The sequence below is a fragment of the Tsukamurella ocularis genome, from assembly GCF_965138335.1.
In the GTDB taxonomy this organism is placed as follows: Bacteria; Actinomycetota; Actinomycetes; order Mycobacteriales; family Mycobacteriaceae; genus Tsukamurella; species Tsukamurella ocularis_A.
The window spans coordinates 1-17,764 of sequence record NZ_CBCSDV010000049.1 but is presented as its reverse complement, the minus strand read 5'-3'; the positions used below and the strand labels follow the sequence as shown (position 1 = coordinate 17,764).

Below are 17,764 nucleotides of genomic sequence, written 5' to 3'. Positions count from 1 at the left end.
GGCCGCAGCCGCCGCTCGACGAGCCCTCCCCCCGCGCGAGGCCGACGCTGCGTCCCGCCCCGCCGGGCCCGGCGCAGCGGGGCCCTGCGCAGCCGGCGCCGCAGCAGGGCCCGCCGCAGCAGGGTCCGGAGGGCCGGCCCCCGCAGGCTCCGCCGGTCCCGCAGGGCCCGCCGCCGCGCCCCGCGCAGCAGCCGCCGGTGCCGCCGGCCCCGCCGACCGCGGCGTCCCCGGTCGTGCCGCCGCAGCAGCCCTCCTCGCGCGTGACCCCGCCCCCGGCGGGCCCGGGCGATCCCGTCGCCCCGACGAGCATGCACCCCGTCGCCGCCCGGCGGCCCGCCCCGCCGCGCCCGATCCAGCCCGCTCCGCGGCCCGCGACCGGCGAGACCGCGACGCGCCCCCAGGCTCCGAAGACCCCGGAGACCGAGGAGTACGACCACAATCCGGCCACCTCGATCGGCCTACCGCCGCAGCGTCCGCAGGACGGCTAGGCCGCGGGTGCTCCCTGTGTCGTTCGCGCGACTATCGAATTCTGTCCACAACGGACACGGTGTCCGGACCGGACAGGATCCGAGAGTCGACCGGGGAGTACGACGAAGCCCGCCCCACTTCTCGGTGGAGCGGTCACGCCGTGCGTCCCTGGACGCGGGATCGGCGGGCTGCCAGTGGATTATCCGCGCTGCAGCCAGTACGCCTGCGACTTGATACGTTCCTTGGGCAGGCCGAAGTCGCGCTTGGCGGCCTTGGTGATCTCGCGCGTCGCCTTGGTCTCGGCGGCGACGAACAGGAAGGCGTCCGAACCGATCCCGCCGCCGACCACGGCGGAGACCAGTGTGGCGCCGCGGTTCTCGCGCGGCACCCAGGTGACGGCCTCGCTGTGCACCGGCAGCTCCCGCTCGGCGTCGTGCTGGTACTCCAGGTACACGCGGCACGGCGCCTGCGCGGTGCCGAGGATGCTGTTGATCGCGGGGATCGAGGCCGCGTCGCCGACGAGCACGTACTCCGACGGTGCCGGCTCCTTCGGGACGGTCAGGTCGGCGCCCATCATGGTGGCGGCGATGCGGTCGCCGGGCTCGGCGTCGAGGGCCCAGCGCGGCGCGGGTCCCTCGTGCATCGCGAACTCGATGCTGAACTGCGAACCCTCCGGCGCGACGATCGTGTAGCCGCGCTGCACGAGCGTGCCCTCGTCCGCATCGGTCGTGGCGGCGCCGCTCTTCGGCACCCACAGGCGCACCCACATGGTGGGGAACCACGGGTTGTCCTGCAGGAAGTCGCCGCCGTCGAAGCGGATGCGGTGATAGTGCTCGCTGACGGCCTCCGCCCCGAGCACCGTGAAAACGTAGTCGTCCGCCCGCATCGCCTTGAGGATCAGGCCGGTCACTCCTCTACCCATGAGCTGAGGCTACCCTAAATAGTCGCGCCCGCCCACATATGTGGTGCGCGCCACGGATTCGTCGGCGTCGATGGCGCCGGCGATCGCGGCGGCGAACTCGGTGACCGTGGGGAGTGGGCCGTGGCTGCGCCGCTCGTCGACGGCGGCGGGGTCGCGGCGCTCCAGGAGGCGGACGATGATCGTGCCCTCGATCATGTCGCCCGAGACGACGCGCAGGTCGACGTCCGTGTCCGCGGCGAGCACGCGCAGCGCCCGCTCGCCGGCGAGCTTGCTGGCCGCGATCGGCTCGTACCCCGCGGGCACGGGACGGGTCTCGGAGAAGTGGGCCTGGTGGCTGGTCACGAACACGATCCGCCCGCCCGGCCGCAGGCGCTCGACGGCGGCGCGGGCGGCCGCGACCTGCGCATCCCGGTTCAGCCGCATCGCGTAGTCCTCATCGGCGCCCAGCTCGAGCCCGCCGGACGCGTTGAGGATCACGGCGTCGATGCCGCCGAACGCCGCGATCGCCGCGTCGAGCAGGTGGGCGGGCCCGTCGGCCGCGGTCACGTCCGCGCCCACGGCGATCGCCCGGCCGCCGGCCTCGCGGACGAGTGCGCACACCCTCTCGGCGCGACGCTCCTTCTCCCGGTAGTTCACCACTACGTCGTGGCCGCGCGCGCCGAGCGTCACCGCTGTTTCGGCGCCCACCCCGCGGGACGCCCCGGTCACCACTACGACCGCCATCGCCGAACCTCCATGCTTCTGATTTCGAACTGCGGTCAGCATGCCGCTTCGAATTCAGAAGCGCAAGTAGGCTCTGTTCCGTGTCAGTGCGTGATGTGGTGCCCCAGCGGCGCGAGGATCCGGACCCCGGGGTCGCGGCGGCGATGGATCTGCTCGGCCAGCGCTGGGTGCTGCGCATCGTCTGGGAGCTCGAGCCGGGTTCCTTGGGCTTCCTCGAATTGCGCAGGCGCATGGGCAATTGCAGCTCCAGCGTGCTCGCCACCCGACTCGCGCAACTGGTCGAGAAGGGGATCGCCCGCAAACTCCCCGACAAGCAGTACGAACTCACCCCGCGCGGGGAGGCACTCGGCCGCGCCCTCTGGCCGGTCTGGGACTGGGCCGCCGACTGAGCCGGGCCCTGTGTGCGATTGTGGCCGCTGAGCGGCCATGATCCGACCCAGACCGTCGGGTGACCAGACTCCGCCGATCGCAACGCACGGTCATGACGTTCGCTTAGGATGTTGCGCATGCAGAAGTGGACGATTCGGACCTCCCGCGGCGCGCTCGCCGCGGTGGGCATGGCGCTGGCGCCCGGTGTGCTGGGGGCGGGCGCCGCATCCGCCGATCCCACCGTCGGGAGCGAGTGCCGGATGTTCGAGACGAAGCCCGGTTACGAGTGCCGGTTCGGGGAGTGGGCGCGGGACTTCACGCCGCCGAGCCCGGGCAAGGCCTGCAGCATCGGTGAGACGGCTCCGGGGCAACGACTCACCTGCTCGGGCGGGATATGGATCGTGAAGCCCGCCTTCCCCGGCGGCGAGAAGTGCACCGCCGTCGGCGCCCAGCGCGTCGGGCCGGGCGGACTGAAGACCTGCACGCACGGCCCCTACGGATTCACCTGGGAATGAGCTCGTCGGCCCGTCGTGGGCCGGCGCGGAGGAGGAGACAGCGATGAAACGAGCGATTGCCGCGATCGGCGCCTGCGCCGGATTGTTGACGGCGGGGGCGGTGCTCACCGCGGCGCCCGCTGGGGCGGACTGCACGGCGGGGCTGCGCGACGACTGCGCGGTCCAGCGCGACGCGACGCAGACCAGGACCGTGACCGTCACGCGGACGAAGACCACGACGTCGACCACCACGTCGACAACGACGTCCACGCGGACGCGGACCACGACGGTCACCGTGACGGCGACGCAGCCGCGCACGGCCGCGCTCGGCGTCGCGCGGGTCGCCCACGATCCGGCGGCCGGCCCGGTCGTCACCGCGGCGCCGAACTGAGCGACCGAACGGAGCGGAGTCGCCGCGCGACCGAATTGGAATCATTGTGAGCGAAAAGTGNNGCCGCCCCGAAAAATCGGGACGGCGGCACCGTCGTACTAGGGCTCGGGACTAGTCCTGCTGGACCTTGCCCGGCTCCGAGGCGGCCAGCATGTCGCCGCGCTCGACGACCTTCACGCGCTCGCGACCCTCGGCCTCGCCCAGGCTGCGCTCGTGCTCGTCGAGGCGGTACCAGCCGTCCCACGTGGTGTACGGGGTGTCGTGGTCGTCCAGCCAGTCGGTGACGCCGGCGGTCGACGGGTCCGACGGGGCGTTCAGCTTGCCGGCGTGGAAATCCTCGAGCAGGCAGGCGATGGTCTCGTTGGCGTCGCCCTTGGTGTGGCCGATGAGGCCGACGGGCCCGCGCTTGATCCAGCCCGTGGTGTACACGCCGGTGATGTGCTGACCTGCGTCGATGACGCGGCCGGCCTCGTTCGGGATGACGCCGGCCTGGTCGTCGAAGGGGATCTCCGGGAGGTCGTTCGAGAGGTAGCCGACGGCCCGGTAGACGGCGCCGATCTCCCAGTCGGTGAACTTGCCGGTGCCGCGCACGTTGCCCGTGCCGTCCAGCTCGGTGCGCTCGGTGCGCAGGCCCGTGACCTTGCCGTTCTCGCCCAGGATCTCGACGGGGGACTCGAAGAGGTGGATGAACAGCTTGTGCGGGCGGTTGTTCGGCTCGCGGATCGCGTAGTTCTCGAGGATCGTGGCGACCTGGTCGGTGATCTTCGACTCGCGGCGGGCCTTGGCCGAGCCCTCGTCGTACTCGATGTCCTCGGGGTTCACGATGACCTCGATGGTCTGCGAGTGGTCGAGCTCCTTGAGCTCGAGCGGGGTGAACTTCACCTGCGCCGGGCCGCGGCGCCCGAAGACGTGCACCTCCTTGGCCTGATTGAGCTTGAGGCCCTCGTAGACGTTCGGCGGGATCTCCGTCGGGAGCAGCTCGTCGGCGGTCTTGGCCAGCACGCGGGCCACGTCGAGGCCGACGTTGCCGACGCCCAGGACGGCGACCTTCTCCTCGGTGAGGGGCCACTCGCGGGAGAAGTCCGGGTGCCCGTCGTACCAGGCCACGAACTCGGCGGCGCCGTAGCTGCCGTCCAGGTCGATGCCCGGGATCTCCAGGTTGCGGTCGGCGACGGCGCCGGTGGAGAAGATCACCGCGTCGTAGTGGCGGCGCACGTCCTCGAGGGTGAAGTCCTTGCCGAAATCGAGGTTGCCGAGCAGGCGCACCTGCGGCTTGTCCAGCACCTTGTGCAGCGCGGTGATGATGCCCTTGATCCGCGGGTGATCGGGCGCGACGCCGTACCGGATCAGGCCGAACGGGGCCGGCATCTTCTCGAAGAGGTCGATGCTGACGCCGGGGTCCTTCGCCTCGTCGGACTTCATGAGGGCGTCCGCCGCATAGATGCCTGCGGGGCCCGCGCCCACGATCGCGACGCGCAACGGGCGGTTCTGTTCGGTCATGTGAAGTCGGCTACCTTGTCTGCATACGCGGTTGAAGTTCCCCACCAGGTTAGTGCGGACTTATCAACTGTTCCTAGTGCGGGTGGTCCATCCCACCCCTCCCAGGAACTGGAACGTGTTCTAGTAGCAGAGGGTAGAGACTTCAGTGAGCGCAGACAAGACCCCCGCCGGACCGCCGCCCGAACGCCGCACCACGGCGACCCCGTTCGTCATCGCCCTCGTCGTCGCGGTGCTGCTGATCGGCGGCGTGCTCCTCTGGAACGCGATCCGCCCGTCCGACGAGCGGCTCAGCGACTCCGCACAGGTCCAGGTGACGATCGGCCAGTACTACGGCGCCCTGAACAAGGGCCGGTACTCGGACCTGGTCGCCAACACGTGCGCCAAGGACCGCGCCGCCGCCGAGTTCCCGAAGGAGGCCGGCTTCCCCGACGCGCGCAAGGCCGCCGTCGAGCGCGAGGGCGAGGCGAAGCTGGACGAGAAGGACGTCAAGAACCTCACCGTGACCGGCGACTCCGCGTCGGCCGACCTCACGGTGCGGTACGAGAAGGCGGGCGAGCGCACCGAGCAGGCGAAGTTCGTCCGCGAGGACGGCAAGTGGAAGAAGTGCTCGTGAACTACGCCGGAGACCTGACGCCCCGCGAGGCCTGGGAGCTGCTGGAGCAGGACCCGTCGGCCGTCCTCGTGGACTGCCGCACCGAGGCCGAGTGGAACTACGTCGGCATCCCCGAGCTCTCCCGGGTAGGGAGGAACCCGGTGCTCGTCGAATGGCAGCGCTACCCCGACGGTGCGCTCAACCCGACGTTCGTCGAGGAGCTCCGCGCGAAGGGCGTCGTCGACGACGCCCCCGTCGTCTTCCTCTGCCGCTCGGGGCACCGCTCGATCGGCGCCGCCGAGACCGCCACCGCCGCCGGCGTGCAGCGGGCCTACAACGTTCTCGACGGCTTCGAGGGCCCCATCGACGCACTCGGACATCGGGGCGTCGCGGGCTGGCGCGCCGACGGCCTGCCCTGGCGGCAGTTCTAGGCTGAAAGCCATGACGGAGTTCAGCCCCTTGCCCGACGGCCTGCGGCCCGAGACGTACGCCGTGCGCGGCGGCGTCCTGCGCACGAACTACGAGGAGACCTCCGAGGCGCTGTTCCTCAACTCGGGCTACACGTACGAGAGCGCGGAGGCCGCCGAGGCCGCGTTCAACGGCGACATCGACCGGTTCGTCTACTCGCGCTACGGCAACCCGACGGTGGCCATGTTCCAGGAGCGCCTCCGCCTGCTGGAGGGCGCCGAGGCCTGCTTCGCCACCGCCTCCGGCATGTCGGCCGTGTTCACCGCCCTCGGGGCGCTGCTCAAGGCGGGCGACCGGCTCGTCGCGGCCCGCTCGCTGTTCGGTTCCTGCTACGTGGTGTGCAACGAGATCCTGCCGCGCTGGGGCATCGAGACCGTCTTCGTCGACGGTGAGGACCTCGCCCAGTGGGAGTCGGCGTTGAGCGAGCCCACGCAGGCGGTCTTCTTCGAGACGCCCGCGAACCCGATGCAGGGCCTCGTCGACGTGCGGGCGGTGGCCTCGCTGGCGCATGCCGCGGGCGCGCAGGTGGTGCTCGATGCCGGCTTCACGCCTGTGGGCTACCAGGATTCGCTCGGTATGGGCGCCGACGTCATCGTCCATTCCTCCACCAAGACCATGGACGGCCAGGGGCGCGTCATGGGTGGCGCCATCCTCGGCCGGTTCGACTACATCGACGGCCCCGTGAAGCAGCTGATGCGGCACACGGGTCCCGCGATGGCGCCGTTCAACGCGTGGGTCCTGCTCAAGGCGCTGGAGACGCTGGACCTGCGGGCCGAGCGCGTGAGCGCGAACGCGCAGAAGGTCGCCGAGTTCCTGGACGCCGATCCGCGGGTCTCGAAGGTGCTCTTCCCCTTCCTGCCCTCGCACCCGCAGCACGAGCTGGCGAAGCGGCAGATGAAGGCCGGGGGCACGGTCATCACCCTCGAGCTGGCCGACGGTGCCCTGGCCGGCAAGGAGCGTGCCTTCGAGTTCCTCAACCGGCTGCAGGTCATCGACATCTCCAACAACTTCGGCGACGCCAAGTCGCTGATCACCCACCCCGCCACCACGACGCATCGCGCGACGGGCCCGGAGGGTCGCGCGAAGATCGGGCTCACCGATTCGATGCTGCGCCTGTCCGTGGGGTTGGAGAACGTCGACGACCTCATCGCCGATCTGGACCAGGCCCTGGGCTGAGCCCGCTGCCGCGGTTGCGGTCGGTTTCCTGCGCTATCGGTGGGTTTTCGACCGCACTCGGAGCGTCTGGTCGTCGATGGCGGTGCGCCACGCCCGCACCGCGGCCGGCGAGACCGGCGAGTCCCACCCGTGCGGCCGGGCGGCGCTGCCGATGTGGAAGGCGTCGATGCCCGCGGCGCTGAGTCGTGGCAGGTGATCGAGGCGCAGCCCGCCGCCGGCCAAGATCCGTTGCGGTCCCGATGCTTCCGCGATCAAGGTGGCGATCCCGTCGTCCACACCGGTGGCCGCGCCGGCCGTGAGGAACCCGTCGAGTCCCGGTAGGCCCGCGACGGCGGCCCGCAGCGCCGCCCGGTCCGCGCAGTGGTCGATCGCGCGGTGGAACGTCCACGGGGCGCCGTCGATCGCCTCGATGACCCGCGTCACGGCCGGTCGATCCACGTCGCCGTCGGCAGTGAGGAAGCCGAGCACGAACTCCTCCGCTCCAGCGCTTCTCAGCTCGACGGTGCGCCGCACCAGCCCTACGAGGTCTCCGGGCGCGAAACCGTCGGTGAGCCGAATCATCACGCGCACGGGAAGATCCACGGCGGCGCGGACCTCGGCGACGGTGGCGGGGGAGGGGCTGAGTCCGTCGGCCGCCATGTCCGCGACCAGCTCCACCCGGTCCGCCCCGCCCTTCTGCGCGGCGAGAGCGTCCCGCGCGTCCAGGGCGATCACTTCGAGCAGTGCCATGCACATACCTTAGGTTCGGTCGCTCCGAGGCGGAGCTGCATAGATGTCGAGGTCGAGTGCGATACCCCGATCGCCGAGCGAGCTGAGCGTCACAGGAGAGAGGACGAGACCTTCGTTCCCGCCCTGGAGGAACCACCCGCAGAACAGGCGGACGGAGTACCGATCGCGCAGGTCGCGCCATACGGCGAGATCGGAGGGGAGGCCGCTCAGGAGCTGCATCGCCGGCCCGTCGATGTCGGCGGGCTCGGTGGAGCGACCCTCGAGTGACCACAGGCCGAAACGTGCAGTTCGCGTGCCGCGTCCGGTCGGCACCAGATCGCCCTGCCTGTAGGACAGAGTCGGTAGAGCGCCGACCATCCGGCTTAGAATCGCCGGGTCAAGGTCGGCGCCACTGATCTGCAGAGAGACGACGGCGCGGTGTACCAGCGGCATGCCGTCGAAGCTAGGTCGCGGCGCATGCCTGGCACAACGGAGTATCCACTGGCGCGTGCATCACCTGGCGATCTACGGTGCTGCGTATGGACGCGGCTCCGGGTGAATCTGCGCGCCGGCTCACCGACAGGGAGCGGGCCTTCCTCGACGGATTCCTGCACTTCGACTTCCCCGGCGTCGAGGAACTCCGTGCCCAGGTTCCTATCCTTCGTGTGAACTCGGAGCAGTCCTGTCCTTGCGGTTGCGGCACGATCGACCTGGTGGCCGACCGTTCTCTATCGCCTGCATCCGCCGCGTCGAGTCCGCTCCCAGTGGAAGCCGAAATCCCCGGCGACGGAGACATGCCCTTGGGTGGAGCGATCGTGTTCCTGCTCGACGGCTACCTCTCGAGCCTCGAGGTCTACTCCTACGGCGCCCCGCTCGAGTTGCCGGCGCTCGACGACGTCGTGTGGAGCAGGCCCGATGAATGATGTGCGGAGGTCCGGGGCGAGCAGGGCCGAAGACCGAGAAACTCAGTGGAGCTCAGCCTTGCTGTCGAATACGCTGCCGGGCATGGATATGCGCAAGCTCCCCGAATCGCTGCGGCAGTGCTACTGCCGTCGGTTCGGCGTGCCCGCATAACCTGCGGCAACCCGGGCCGTCGCTCCACCGCCGGCCCGGTGCCCATGCGTCATACGCATGGGTTCTCGGACCGGTGACCATCACATCGAGACGAGAAAGACATGGAGAAGCTCAGTAAGTCCTTGGTCTCGTGGGCGTCCATCCTGGACGAGAAGACCCGCGAGCAGGCGATCACCACGGCGAAGCTGCCGTTCATCTACCCGCACATCGCGTTGATGCCCGACGCCCACCTGGGCAAGGGCGCCACCGTCGGCTCGGTCATCCCCAGCCTCGGCGCCGTGATCCCCGCGGCGGTCGGCGTCGACATCGGCTGCGGCATGATCGCGGTCCGCACCCAGTTCACCCTGGCCGACCTGCCGGATGATCGTGCGACCGTTCGCGAGGCCATCGAGCGGGCGATCCCGCTCTCGCCCGGCCGCTACAACAAGAAGATCGCGGCCACGGCGGAGCCGAGGATCGCGGAGCTGACGGCACTCGCCGAGCGGGCGGATTTCGACCCCGCGAAGTACGCCGGGAACTGGGCGCTGCAGCTGGGCACCCTCGGCGGCGGGAATCACTTCATCGAGATCAGCCTCGACGAGGACGACACCGTCTGGGCGTTCCTGCACTCCGGCTCTCGCGGCGTGGGCAACAAGATCGCCCAGCACCACATCGCCGTGGCGACCCGGCTGTGCAAGCAGTGGTGGATCCCGCTGCCGGACCCGGACCTCGCGTACCTCGTCGAGGGGACGCCCGAGTTCCGCCGGTACATCGCCGAGCTGACGTGGGCGCAGCACTTCGCGCTGCTCAACCGTGAGGAGATGATGGACCGGGTGATCCGCCAGCTCGGCGAGTGGGTGGGGACGCCGATCGTGGAGGCGGAGCGGATCAACTGCCACCACAACTTCACCAAGCGCGAGAAGCACTTCGGCAAGGAGGTGTGGGTGTCGAGGAAGGGCGCGATCGAGGCCACCGAGGGCAAGCTCGGCCTCATCCCGGGGTCGATGGGCACCGCGTCGTACATCGTCGAGGGCAAGGGCTTCGCCCCGTCGCTGAACAGTTCGCCGCACGGCGCGGGCAGGGAGTACTCCAGGTCCGCGGCGCGCAAGGCCTTCACGCACGAGCAGCTGCGGGAGGCCATGGCGGGCATCGAGTTCCGCGACAGCCCCGACTTCATCGACGAGATCCCGCAGGCCTACAAGCCGATCGATCGGGTGATGGCCGACGCGGAGCAGTTGGTCACGGTCCGCGCCGTCCTGCGTCAGATCTTGAACGTCAAGGGGCAGTAGCGCCGAAGGCGCGGGCGAGGTGGTAGCGCGCCACCTCGCCCGCGCGCTCGGGGGTGTGGTGGCCGATGACGACGGCGGTGCTCAGACCGTTGCACAGCGCGATGAGGCTGTCGGTCTCGGCAGCGGGGTCCGCCCCGGGTGGGAGCAGGCCGAGGCGGTCGGCCTCGGTGAACGCCGCATCGACACTCTCGCGGAGTCGACCGACCCCGCCGGCGAGCGGTTCCGCTGCGAGGGTGGGATCGGTCGACGCGAGTCCGGTGAACGCGGCCGACACCAGGTAGAAGTCGCGACTGGGGGCGTCGGTCGGCAGCGCCTCCTCGATGAAGGCCTCCAACACCTGCCGGGGTGTGGGATCCGCTCCGGTGCGCGAGAGCCGGGCCTGCCATCGGGCGTTCGACTGCTCCTCGAGCCGCCGGAGGGCGCCGATGAGTAACTGGTCCTTGCTCGTGAAGTAGTACTGCACGAGCCGAAGTGAGACGCCGGCTTCGGCGGCGACGGAGCGCATCGACACGGCGTGCAGTCCTTCGCGTGCCGCGACGCGCGCTAGTGCATCGGACAGCTGCGCCCTGCGCTGATCGTGATCGACGGTCCGCGGCATGCTCGCCTCCTTGTTGATACGTTCGTATCATAACCTTCGTGATACAGGTGACGTATGAAAGGAGGGTCATGGGCGCGAGGGTGCTCGGTGCCGCCTGTTTGGCGCAACTGATGATCACGCTGGACGTCTCGGTGGTGAACGTCGCGCTCCCGGCGGTCCGTGCCGACCTGGGCCTGGGCGACGTGGGCCAACAGTGGGGCGTCACCGCATACGCCCTACCTTTCGCGGGCTTCCTCCTGCTCGGCGGCCGGATCGCCGACGTGGTCGGCGTGCGCGCGACTTTCGTGGCAGGCATGGCCGTGTTCACGGGCGCCAGTGTCCTCGGCGGAGCGGCGACGGGGGTGGAGTCGCTCCTGGCGGGCCGCGCCCTGCAGGGATTCGCCGCCGCCTTCGTCGCACCGGCGACCCTGTCCATGCTCACCACCACCTTCGCGGAGGGGGCGCCCCGAACGCGGGCGTTGGCATGGTGGACGGCGATGAGCATCGCCGGCGGCACCGCCGGAAACCTCTGCGGGGGAGTGCTCACCGAGTTCCTCGGCTGGCGCGCGGTGCTGCTGATCAACCTGCCGCTCGGTGTGCTCGCCGTGATGCTGGCGCTACGGGGACTGCCGTCGGCGCCGCGCGGTGCGCTGAGCGCGGCGCGCGCCCGGATCGACCCCGCTGCAGCCGTCCTCGCGACGGCGGCGTTGCTGCTCGCCGCGGGTGGATTCTCCGCAGCGGGGGAGCGGCTCTGGGCGCTCGCCGTGCCGGCTCTCGTGACGGCGGGCCTGGTGTGCTGCGGCTTCGTCGCGCGGGATCGTCGTGCGGGCCTGCCGTTGCTCCCACCCGCGCTCCTCGCCATCGGCTCCGTGCGCTGGGGCAACGCGGGCATGCTGCTCGCCGGAGCCACGCTGGTGCCGATGTGGTTCTTCCTCTCCCTGCAGATGCAGGTGGTGCTGGGCTACTCGGCGCTCGTGACCGGGCTGGCGTTCCTGCCGCACACCGTGATCCAGCTCCTGGTGAGCCTGCGCTGGGCGCCGCGACTGCTCCGGCGCCACTCGGCGCCCCCACTGGTCGCGGCCGGATCCGGGCTGCTGGTGATCGGATTCGTCTGGCAGAGCATGCTCGCTCCCGGTTCCGCCTATCCCACGGCGGTCCTGTTGCCCGCTCTCCTCATCGGAGTGGGCTCCGGACTGCTGAACCTCCCGCTCACCACGATGACGGTATCCGGCGTGCGGCGGGACCAGGCTGGTGCCGCTTCGGGGATCATGAACTGCGCCAAGCAGATCGGTGGCGGACTGGGGCTCGCTGCGATCGTGGCGGCCACGGCGGCCATCGGCGACGACGCGGCGGCCTACGGTGCCGCCTTCCGGATCATGGCCGCGCTCACGGCGGTGGTGGGCGTCGGGACGCTCGTCGCCGCGCGGCGGGATCCTCAGCCGGGGAACGGGTCCTCCGTGTGACCGACGAGGTCGGCGACGGAGTCGATCGTGCGGGTGGGGCGGTACGGGAACGCGGTCACCGACTCGTGCGTGGAGATGCCGGTGAGCACCAGGATCGTGCGGAGACCTGCTTCCAGGCCGCACACGATGTCGGTGTCCATCCGGTCGCCGATCATGAGCGTGTCGGCGGAGTGCGCACCGAGCGCCCGCAGCGCGGACCGCATCATCAGCGAGTTCGGCTTGCCCACGTAGTACGGCGAGCGGCCCGTGGCCTCGCGGATCAGGGCGGCCACGGCGCCGGTCGCGGGCAGGAGGCCGTCGCGCGAGGGCCCCGTCGCATCCGGGTTCGTGGCGATGAAGCGCGAGCCGCGGTCGATCAGCCGGATGGCGGTGGTGATCGCTTCGAACGAGTAGGTGCGGGTCTCGCCGAGCACCACGTAGTCCGGATCGTTGTCGGTCAGGACGTAGCCCACGTCGTGCAGCGCCGTGGTCAGGCCCGACTCGCCGACCACGTAGGCGGTGCCGTTCGGCCGCTGGTCCTGCAGGAACTTCGCGGTGGCCAGCGCGGAGGTCCAGATCCGTGACTCGGGGATGTCGAGGCCGGTGGCGACCAGGCGCGCCCGCAGGTCGCGTGGCGTGCGGGTCGAATTGTTGGTGAGCACCATGAACGGCGTCCCGGCCGCCGTGAGCTCCGCGATGAAGGCGTCGGCGCCGGGGATCAGGTGCTCCTCGTGCACCAGGACGCCGTCCATGTCCATCAGGTACGTCCACTCGCTCATGCCCGCGAATCTACTCGCGTGGGTTTCGCGTCGCCGTGATTCGAACCTTGACGTCGGGCCCGCCGACCGGGCATTCTCGACGCAGGTCATGAGTGCCAGTGACAAGCCCCGGCTCGCTGGTCGGCAACCCTCCTCCGCGGTGGGGTGCTCCGGGTGACGACCTGGCCGTGCCGAACCGTGCACGGCAAGCGCGGATTCGCGGCACGGCTCGATCGGTGCCGCGTGTCCTCATACCGAAGGACTTCTCATGAGCATCGCCACCACCGAGCGCACCTCCGTCTGCCTCACCCCGTCCGTCCGCAGCACCCCGCTCGCCCTGGGCCCCCTTGCCGCCGTCACCGGCGCCGACGAGTACGCCCCACTCAAGGACGGCGCGACGGTCCGCTACGCCAACTTCGACTACGCCGCGAGCGCCCCCGCCCTGGTCGAGGTGCAGGCCGCGGTCCAGGAGGCGCTGGGCGAGTACGCGAGCGTGCACCGCGGCGCCGGCTACCTCTCGCAGCGCTCCACCTCCCGCTACGAGCGGGCCCGCGAGGTCGTCGCCGAGTTCGTGGGCGCTCGCGCGGACGACCACGTGATCTTCACCGGTAACACCACCGACTCGATCAACCTGCTGGCGGGCTGCGTCCCCGGCGAGGTCGTGGTCCTCGACTGCGAGCATCACGCGAACCTGCTGCCGTGGAAGAAGATCGGGGCCCGCGTGATCTCCGCGCCGCTGTCGATCGAGGGCACCCTCGAGGTGCTGGAGAAGGAGCTGCGGGCCCGGCCCGCCGCCCTCGTCAGCGTGACGGGTGCGTCCAACGTCACCGGCGAGGTGCTGCCGATCCGCCGGCTCGCCGCGCTCGCCCACCGGCACGGCGCACGCATCGCCGTCGACGGTGCGCAACTGGTCCCGCACCGTCGGATCTCGCTGCGCGACAGCGGCGTCGACTACCTCGCCTTCTCCGGGCACAAGCTGTACGCGCCCTTCGGCTCCGGCGTGCTCGTCGGCCGCGCCGACTGGTTCGACGAGGCCGAGCCCGTCCGCTGCGGCGGCGGCGCCAGCTACGAGGTGATCGGTACCCCCGTCTCGAAGTCCGTCGAGGTGGCCTGGCACACCGGCCCCGCGCGGCACGAGGCCGGCTCGCCCAACGTGCTCGGCGCGGTCGCGATCGCCGCCGCCTGCGAGGCCGTCGAGCGGATCGGCGCGGACGCCATCGCGCGCCACGAGCGCTTCCTCACCGACCTGCTGCTGCGCTCGCTCGAGGGCATCGACGGGGTCCGCACCCTCAAGATCTGGGCCGACTCCACCGAGCGGGTGGGCATCGTCGCCTTCACCGTCGACGGCCGCACGCCCCGCGAGGTCGCCGAGTTCCTCTCCTCCGAGCACGGGATCGGCGTGCGCGACGGGAAGTTCTGCGCCCACCCCGTCGTTCACCGGTTGGGGTGCTACGACGGTGCCGTCCGCGCGAGCCTCGGCCTCGGCACGAGTGAGAACGACGTGCGCCGCCTGGTGCGCGCCCTCGAAGACCTGTCCGCACGAGCGAACTGAACCCGGAGGAACCATGACCGTCTCCCGTCCCGCCCTGGTGGTCACCATCGACGGTGAGCCCGCGGCGACCAGCCTGACCCGGGTGCGCGCCGCCGACCTGCGTCTCGCGCAGAAGCAGCGCGGTTACCTGCGCGCCGAGGCCGAGCGCGCCGGGCGGGAGCCGGACGCAATCGCGCTCGAGGTCGACGTGGTGATCGACGAGCGCGCCGCGGACGCCCGCGCCAGCTACGCCCCGAACGGCGTCGCCCAGAGCATCACGTACGTGGGCACGCCGTCGGGCCTGAAGTCCCTGATCGAGGACGTCTACGCCGCCGAGGTCGCCGACGCGGTCGTGCTGCGCCCGGTGGGCGGCGCCCGCACCAAGGACCTCATCGCCACCCTGCTCGCGGCGTAGCGCCGGGCGGCATACTGGTCGGCGTGACCGAGCAGTACTCCGCCCGCACCGAGACCGTCCGCGCGGCGCTGGCCGCCGCGGGGCATCCGGACACCGTCCGCCACGTGCCCGACGGCGCCAGGACCGCCGCGGAGGCCGCGGCGGCGCTGGGCTGCGAGGTGGGCGCGATCGCCAACAGCCTCGTCTTCCTGGCCGACGGTGCGCCCCTGCTCGTGCTCTCCAGCGGGCGGCACCGCGTGGACACCGACGGCCTCGCGCAGCGGCTCGGCTACGGCGCGATCACCCGCGCGCAGCCGGACGACGTGACCGCCGCGACCGGCCAGGTGATCGGCGGCGTCTCGCCCGTCGGACACCCGCGGCCGGTGGTCACCGTCATCGACGAGTCGCTCGCCGACTACCCGGACCTGTACGCGGCGGCCGGCACGCACGACACGATCTTCCGCACCGATTTCGCGGCCCTCGTGGCCCTCACGGGTGCCAGAATCGTCACGACATCGGCGGCATAGGCCGGTTCGCCCGAGTCGACTAGTTCTCCTAATAGTTGTAGGCTGCACGTAGTTTTGCATGTCCGAACGCGGCGACGTGAGCGGACGGGACCTGCGGAGGCGTGATGACGGACGAGGAACGGGCGGACCGGATCGAGGGGATCGTCGGCGTGATCGCCGAGCTCACCCGGCTCAAGGAGCGGCACGCGGTGATGACGCGGCACGCGGTCGCGCCGGACGGCGTGGAACTGGCGGCGTACACGGCGCTGTTCGCGCTCGTGAAGGGCGGCCCGATGCGCTCGTCCGTGCTCGCGGACCAGATCCATACGGACCCGTCCACCGCCAGCCGGTACGTGACCACCCTGACCACCCTCGGCTACGCCGAGCGCACGGCGGACCCCTCGGACCGCCGCGCCGCGCTCGTCTCCGCGACGGAGGCGGGGCGGGCCAAGGTCGACTTCATCCGGCAGCAGCGCAACGAGAAGCTGCGCCCGCTCATGGAGGAGTGGACCGACGAGGAGATCGACCAGTTCGTCACGCTCGGGAACCGGGCGCTGGTGCAGTTCGAGCAGGCCCTCAAACTGATGCGGGAAGGCGAGTGACCGCCGCGACGGCGGACCACGGCGACGCCGCGGTCGTCGAGACCGCCGGCGCCGGCCTCACGCACAAGCAGATCCTCTACATCCTGTCGGGGCTCATGACCGGCATGTTCCTGGCCGCGCTCGACCAGACGATCGTCTCGACGGCGATCCGCACCATCGCGGACGATCTCAACGGCTACAAGCTGCAGGCCTGGGTCACCACCGCGTACCTCATCACCTCGACGATCGTCACCCCGCTGTACGGCAAGCTGTCGGACATCTACGGCCGCAAGCCCTTCTTCATGTTCGCCATCACGGTCTTCGTGATCGGCTCCCTGCTGTGCAGCACGGCGACGTCGATGTACGAGCTCGCGGCGTTCCGCGCGGTGCAGGGCCTCGGCGCCGGCGGCCTGATGTCGCTCGCGCTCACCATCATCGGCGACATCGTGCCGCCCCGCGAACGCGCCAAGTACCAGGGCTACTTCCTCGCCGTGTTCGGCACCAGCTCGGTGCTCGGCCCCGTGCTCGGCGGCGTGTTCTCCGGCGCCGACAGCATTCTCGGCATCTCCGGCTGGCGCTGGGTCTTCCTCGTGAACGTGCCGATCGGCATCGTCGCGCTGGCCGTCGTCTCCCGCGTGCTGCGCCTGCCGCACACCCGGCGTGAGGGCGTGCGCATCGACTGGTTCGGCGCCATCGCCCTGTCCGTCGGCCTGGTCCCGTTGCTCATCGTCGCCGAGCAGGGCCAGGAGTGGGGCTGGGGTTCGACCCGGGCCATCGCCTGCTACGCCATCGGTGCCGTCGGCGTCCTCGCGTTCATCGCCATCGAGAAGTACATGGGCGAGGACGCGATCATCCCGCTGCGGATCTTCACGAACGTCATCTTCGCGCAGGGCGTTCTCATCTCGATGGTCGTGGGCGCCGCCATGTTCGGCGGTATCTCGCTGCTGCCCCAGTACTTCCAGGTGGTCCGCGGCGCCAGCCCGACGAAGGCGGGCTTCCTCATGCTGCCGATGGTCGCCGGTCTCATGCTCGGCTCGATCCTCGCCGGGCAGATGATCTCCCGCACCGGCCGCTACCGCATCTTCCCGATCATCGGGGCCGTCCTGCTCACGGCGGGCATGTTCGGCATGCACTACATCAGTGCCGATGTGGAGATCGGCTACGTCATGGCGGGCGCCGCCGTGATCGGCTTCGGCCTCGGCAACCTGATGCAGCCGCTCACCCTGGCGCTGCAGAACATCCTCCCGCCGCGAGACATGGGCGTCTCCACCGCCGCCGCCACGTTCTTCCGGCAGATCGGCGGCACGCTCGGCGTCGCGGTCTTCCTCTCCGTGCTCTTCTCCCAGATGCCGCACAAGATGAGCACCCGGATGACCGACGCCGCCGCCGACCCGGAGTACACCGCCGCGGTGCAGCGCGCCGCCGCCGGCCACGACGGCCCGGCGGCGCAGGACTTCGCCGCCAAGCTCGTGCACGGCGACTCCAGCGCCGTCAGCGACATCATGTCCGACACCTCCGCCCTGCAGAAGCTGCCCGAGACCCTGGTCCACCCGCTCAAAGCGGGGTTCGCCGATTCGATGGACGTGGTCTTCCTCGCGGTCACCGTGCTGGCGGCGATCGGCCTGGTCCTCGTACTGTTCTGGAAGGCGGTGCCCCTGCGCACGGCCCCGGTCATCGAGGCGACCACCCCGGAGGCCGGCACCGCCGCGACGCCTGACAGCATCGAGACCGCGGAGATCAGCGCCGCCGCGGAATCCGTGGCGGGCACAGCAGCGACGGAGGAGACCGTGACCGAACCGCCCACCGGCCCCGTCCCCGGCCC

21 protein-coding genes, 1 pseudogene and 1 riboswitch are annotated in these 17,764 nt (G+C 70.7%); of the genes and pseudogenes, 15 read left to right on the top strand and 7 right to left on the bottom strand.

Annotated features, from left to right (window positions below):
* A pseudogene (locus ACNAYW_RS23780) lies at positions 1-488 on the top strand (hypothetical protein); the annotation flags it as partial.
* A gap of 179 nt (positions 489-667) precedes the next feature.
* On the opposite strand, the gene ACNAYW_RS23775 reads toward ACNAYW_RS23780, so the two are convergent.
* On the bottom strand, positions 668-1,390 hold the full coding sequence (locus tag ACNAYW_RS23775) for a siderophore-interacting protein (RefSeq protein ID WP_415852071.1): 723 nt from the start codon (positions 1,388-1,390) through the stop codon (positions 668-670).
* A gap of 9 nt (positions 1,391-1,399) precedes the next feature.
* Positions 1,400-2,113 carry an SDR family oxidoreductase gene (locus ACNAYW_RS23770; RefSeq protein ID WP_415852070.1) on the bottom strand — a complete coding sequence of 238 codons (714 nt, stop codon included), beginning with the start codon at positions 2,111-2,113 and terminating at the stop codon, positions 1,400-1,402.
* A gap of 80 nt (positions 2,114-2,193) precedes the next feature.
* Here ACNAYW_RS23770 and ACNAYW_RS23765 point away from each other — a divergent pair, with 80 nt between their 5' ends.
* From ACNAYW_RS23765 to ACNAYW_RS23755, 3 genes are all read left to right on the top strand, one after another.
* Entirely contained in the window at positions 2,194-2,502 is a 309-nt protein-coding gene (locus ACNAYW_RS23765; RefSeq protein WP_415852069.1) for a winged helix-turn-helix transcriptional regulator, read from the top strand.
* Between the two features lie 117 nt (positions 2,503-2,619).
* A complete protein-coding gene (locus ACNAYW_RS23760; RefSeq protein ID WP_415852068.1) occupies positions 2,620-2,997 on the top strand; it encodes a hypothetical protein in 378 nt (125 codons plus the stop codon).
* 43 nt (positions 2,998-3,040) lie between these two features.
* A complete protein-coding gene (locus tag ACNAYW_RS23755) occupies positions 3,041-3,367 on the top strand; it encodes a hypothetical protein (RefSeq protein ID WP_415852067.1) in 327 nt (108 codons plus the stop codon).
* Between the two features lie 111 nt (positions 3,368-3,478).
* On the opposite strand, the gene ACNAYW_RS23750 is transcribed toward ACNAYW_RS23755, so the two are convergent.
* On the bottom strand, positions 3,479-4,867 hold the full coding sequence (locus tag ACNAYW_RS23750; protein ID WP_415852066.1) for an FAD-dependent oxidoreductase: 1,389 nt from the start codon (positions 4,865-4,867) through the stop codon (positions 3,479-3,481).
* 145 nt (positions 4,868-5,012) lie between these two features.
* On the opposite strand from ACNAYW_RS23750, the gene ACNAYW_RS23745 reads away from it, so the two are divergent.
* Genes ACNAYW_RS23745 through ACNAYW_RS23735 form a run of 3 tightly spaced genes read left to right on the top strand, consistent with a single transcriptional unit; the run spans position 5,013 to position 7,103 of the window.
* A complete protein-coding gene (locus tag ACNAYW_RS23745) occupies positions 5,013-5,480 on the top strand; it encodes an Rv0361 family membrane protein (protein WP_415852065.1) in 468 nt (155 codons plus the stop codon).
* A complete protein-coding gene (locus tag ACNAYW_RS23740; protein WP_415852064.1) occupies positions 5,477-5,890 on the top strand; it encodes a rhodanese-like domain-containing protein in 414 nt (137 codons plus the stop codon). Before ACNAYW_RS23745 ends, ACNAYW_RS23740 begins: the two co-directional genes overlap by 4 nt.
* Positions 5,891-5,900: 10 nt before the next feature.
* Positions 5,901-7,103 (top strand): O-succinylhomoserine sulfhydrylase, encoded by a 1,203-nt coding sequence (locus ACNAYW_RS23735; RefSeq protein ID WP_415852063.1) that lies wholly within the window; start codon positions 5,901-5,903, stop codon positions 7,101-7,103.
* 33 nt (positions 7,104-7,136) lie between these two features.
* Here ACNAYW_RS23735 and ACNAYW_RS23730 read toward each other — a convergent pair whose 3' ends face one another.
* On the bottom strand, positions 7,137-7,832 hold the full coding sequence (locus ACNAYW_RS23730; RefSeq protein ID WP_415852062.1) for a copper homeostasis protein CutC: 696 nt from the start codon (positions 7,830-7,832) through the stop codon (positions 7,137-7,139).
* Positions 7,833-7,841: 9 nt separating this feature from the next.
* Positions 7,842-8,264 carry a DUF4279 domain-containing protein gene (locus ACNAYW_RS23725; RefSeq protein ID WP_415852061.1) on the bottom strand — a complete coding sequence of 141 codons (423 nt, stop codon included), beginning with the start codon at positions 8,262-8,264 and terminating at the stop codon, positions 7,842-7,844.
* Between the two features lie 86 nt (positions 8,265-8,350).
* Between ACNAYW_RS23725 and ACNAYW_RS23720 the strand changes: the two genes are divergently transcribed.
* Positions 8,351-8,734 (top strand): hypothetical protein, encoded by a 384-nt coding sequence (locus tag ACNAYW_RS23720; protein ID WP_415852060.1) that lies wholly within the window; start codon positions 8,351-8,353, stop codon positions 8,732-8,734.
* A 252-nt stretch (positions 8,735-8,986) separates the two neighbouring features.
* Positions 8,987-10,153, top strand: a complete 1,167-nt coding sequence (locus tag ACNAYW_RS23715; RefSeq protein ID WP_415852059.1) for an RtcB family protein — start codon at positions 8,987-8,989, stop codon at positions 10,151-10,153.
* Here the strand turns inward: ACNAYW_RS23715 and ACNAYW_RS23710 are convergent.
* Positions 10,140-10,751 (bottom strand): TetR/AcrR family transcriptional regulator, encoded by a 612-nt coding sequence (locus ACNAYW_RS23710; RefSeq protein WP_415852058.1) that lies wholly within the window; start codon positions 10,749-10,751, stop codon positions 10,140-10,142. The two genes, ACNAYW_RS23715 and ACNAYW_RS23710, sit on opposite strands and share 14 nt — an antisense overlap.
* Positions 10,752-10,819: 68 nt before the next feature.
* Here ACNAYW_RS23710 and ACNAYW_RS23705 point away from each other — a divergent pair, with 68 nt between their 5' ends.
* A complete protein-coding gene (locus ACNAYW_RS23705) occupies positions 10,820-12,193 on the top strand; it encodes an MFS transporter (RefSeq protein WP_415852057.1) in 1,374 nt (457 codons plus the stop codon).
* On the opposite strand, the gene ACNAYW_RS23700 is transcribed toward ACNAYW_RS23705, so the two are convergent.
* Complete coding sequence (locus ACNAYW_RS23700) at positions 12,166-12,951, bottom strand: HAD-IIA family hydrolase (protein WP_415852056.1); 786 nt, start codon at positions 12,949-12,951, stop codon at positions 12,166-12,168. The genes ACNAYW_RS23705 and ACNAYW_RS23700 overlap by 28 nt on opposite strands.
* A gap of 84 nt (positions 12,952-13,035) precedes the next feature.
* Positions 13,036-13,148: riboswitch (SAM riboswitch) on the top strand.
* 50 nt (positions 13,149-13,198) lie between these two features.
* Between ACNAYW_RS23700 and ACNAYW_RS23695 the strand changes: the two genes are divergently transcribed.
* The 5 genes from ACNAYW_RS23695 to ACNAYW_RS23675 form a co-directional block, all read left to right on the top strand.
* Positions 13,199-14,482 carry an aminotransferase class V-fold PLP-dependent enzyme gene (locus ACNAYW_RS23695; RefSeq protein ID WP_415852055.1) on the top strand — a complete coding sequence of 428 codons (1,284 nt, stop codon included), beginning with the start codon at positions 13,199-13,201 and terminating at the stop codon, positions 14,480-14,482.
* Between the two features lie 13 nt (positions 14,483-14,495).
* Complete coding sequence (locus tag ACNAYW_RS23690) at positions 14,496-14,876, top strand: hypothetical protein (RefSeq protein ID WP_415852054.1); 381 nt, start codon at positions 14,496-14,498, stop codon at positions 14,874-14,876.
* Positions 14,877-14,899: 23 nt separating this feature from the next.
* Entirely contained in the window at positions 14,900-15,382 is a 483-nt protein-coding gene (locus ACNAYW_RS23685) for a YbaK/EbsC family protein (RefSeq protein ID WP_415852053.1), read from the top strand.
* Positions 15,383-15,486: 104 nt separating this feature from the next.
* Positions 15,487-15,963, top strand: a complete 477-nt coding sequence (locus tag ACNAYW_RS23680) for a MarR family winged helix-turn-helix transcriptional regulator (RefSeq protein WP_415852052.1) — start codon at positions 15,487-15,489, stop codon at positions 15,961-15,963.
* Positions 15,960-17,764: MDR family MFS transporter (locus ACNAYW_RS23675; protein ID WP_415852051.1), on the top strand; the 1,805-nt coding region annotated here is incomplete at its 3' end. The genes ACNAYW_RS23680 and ACNAYW_RS23675, both read left to right, overlap by 4 nt.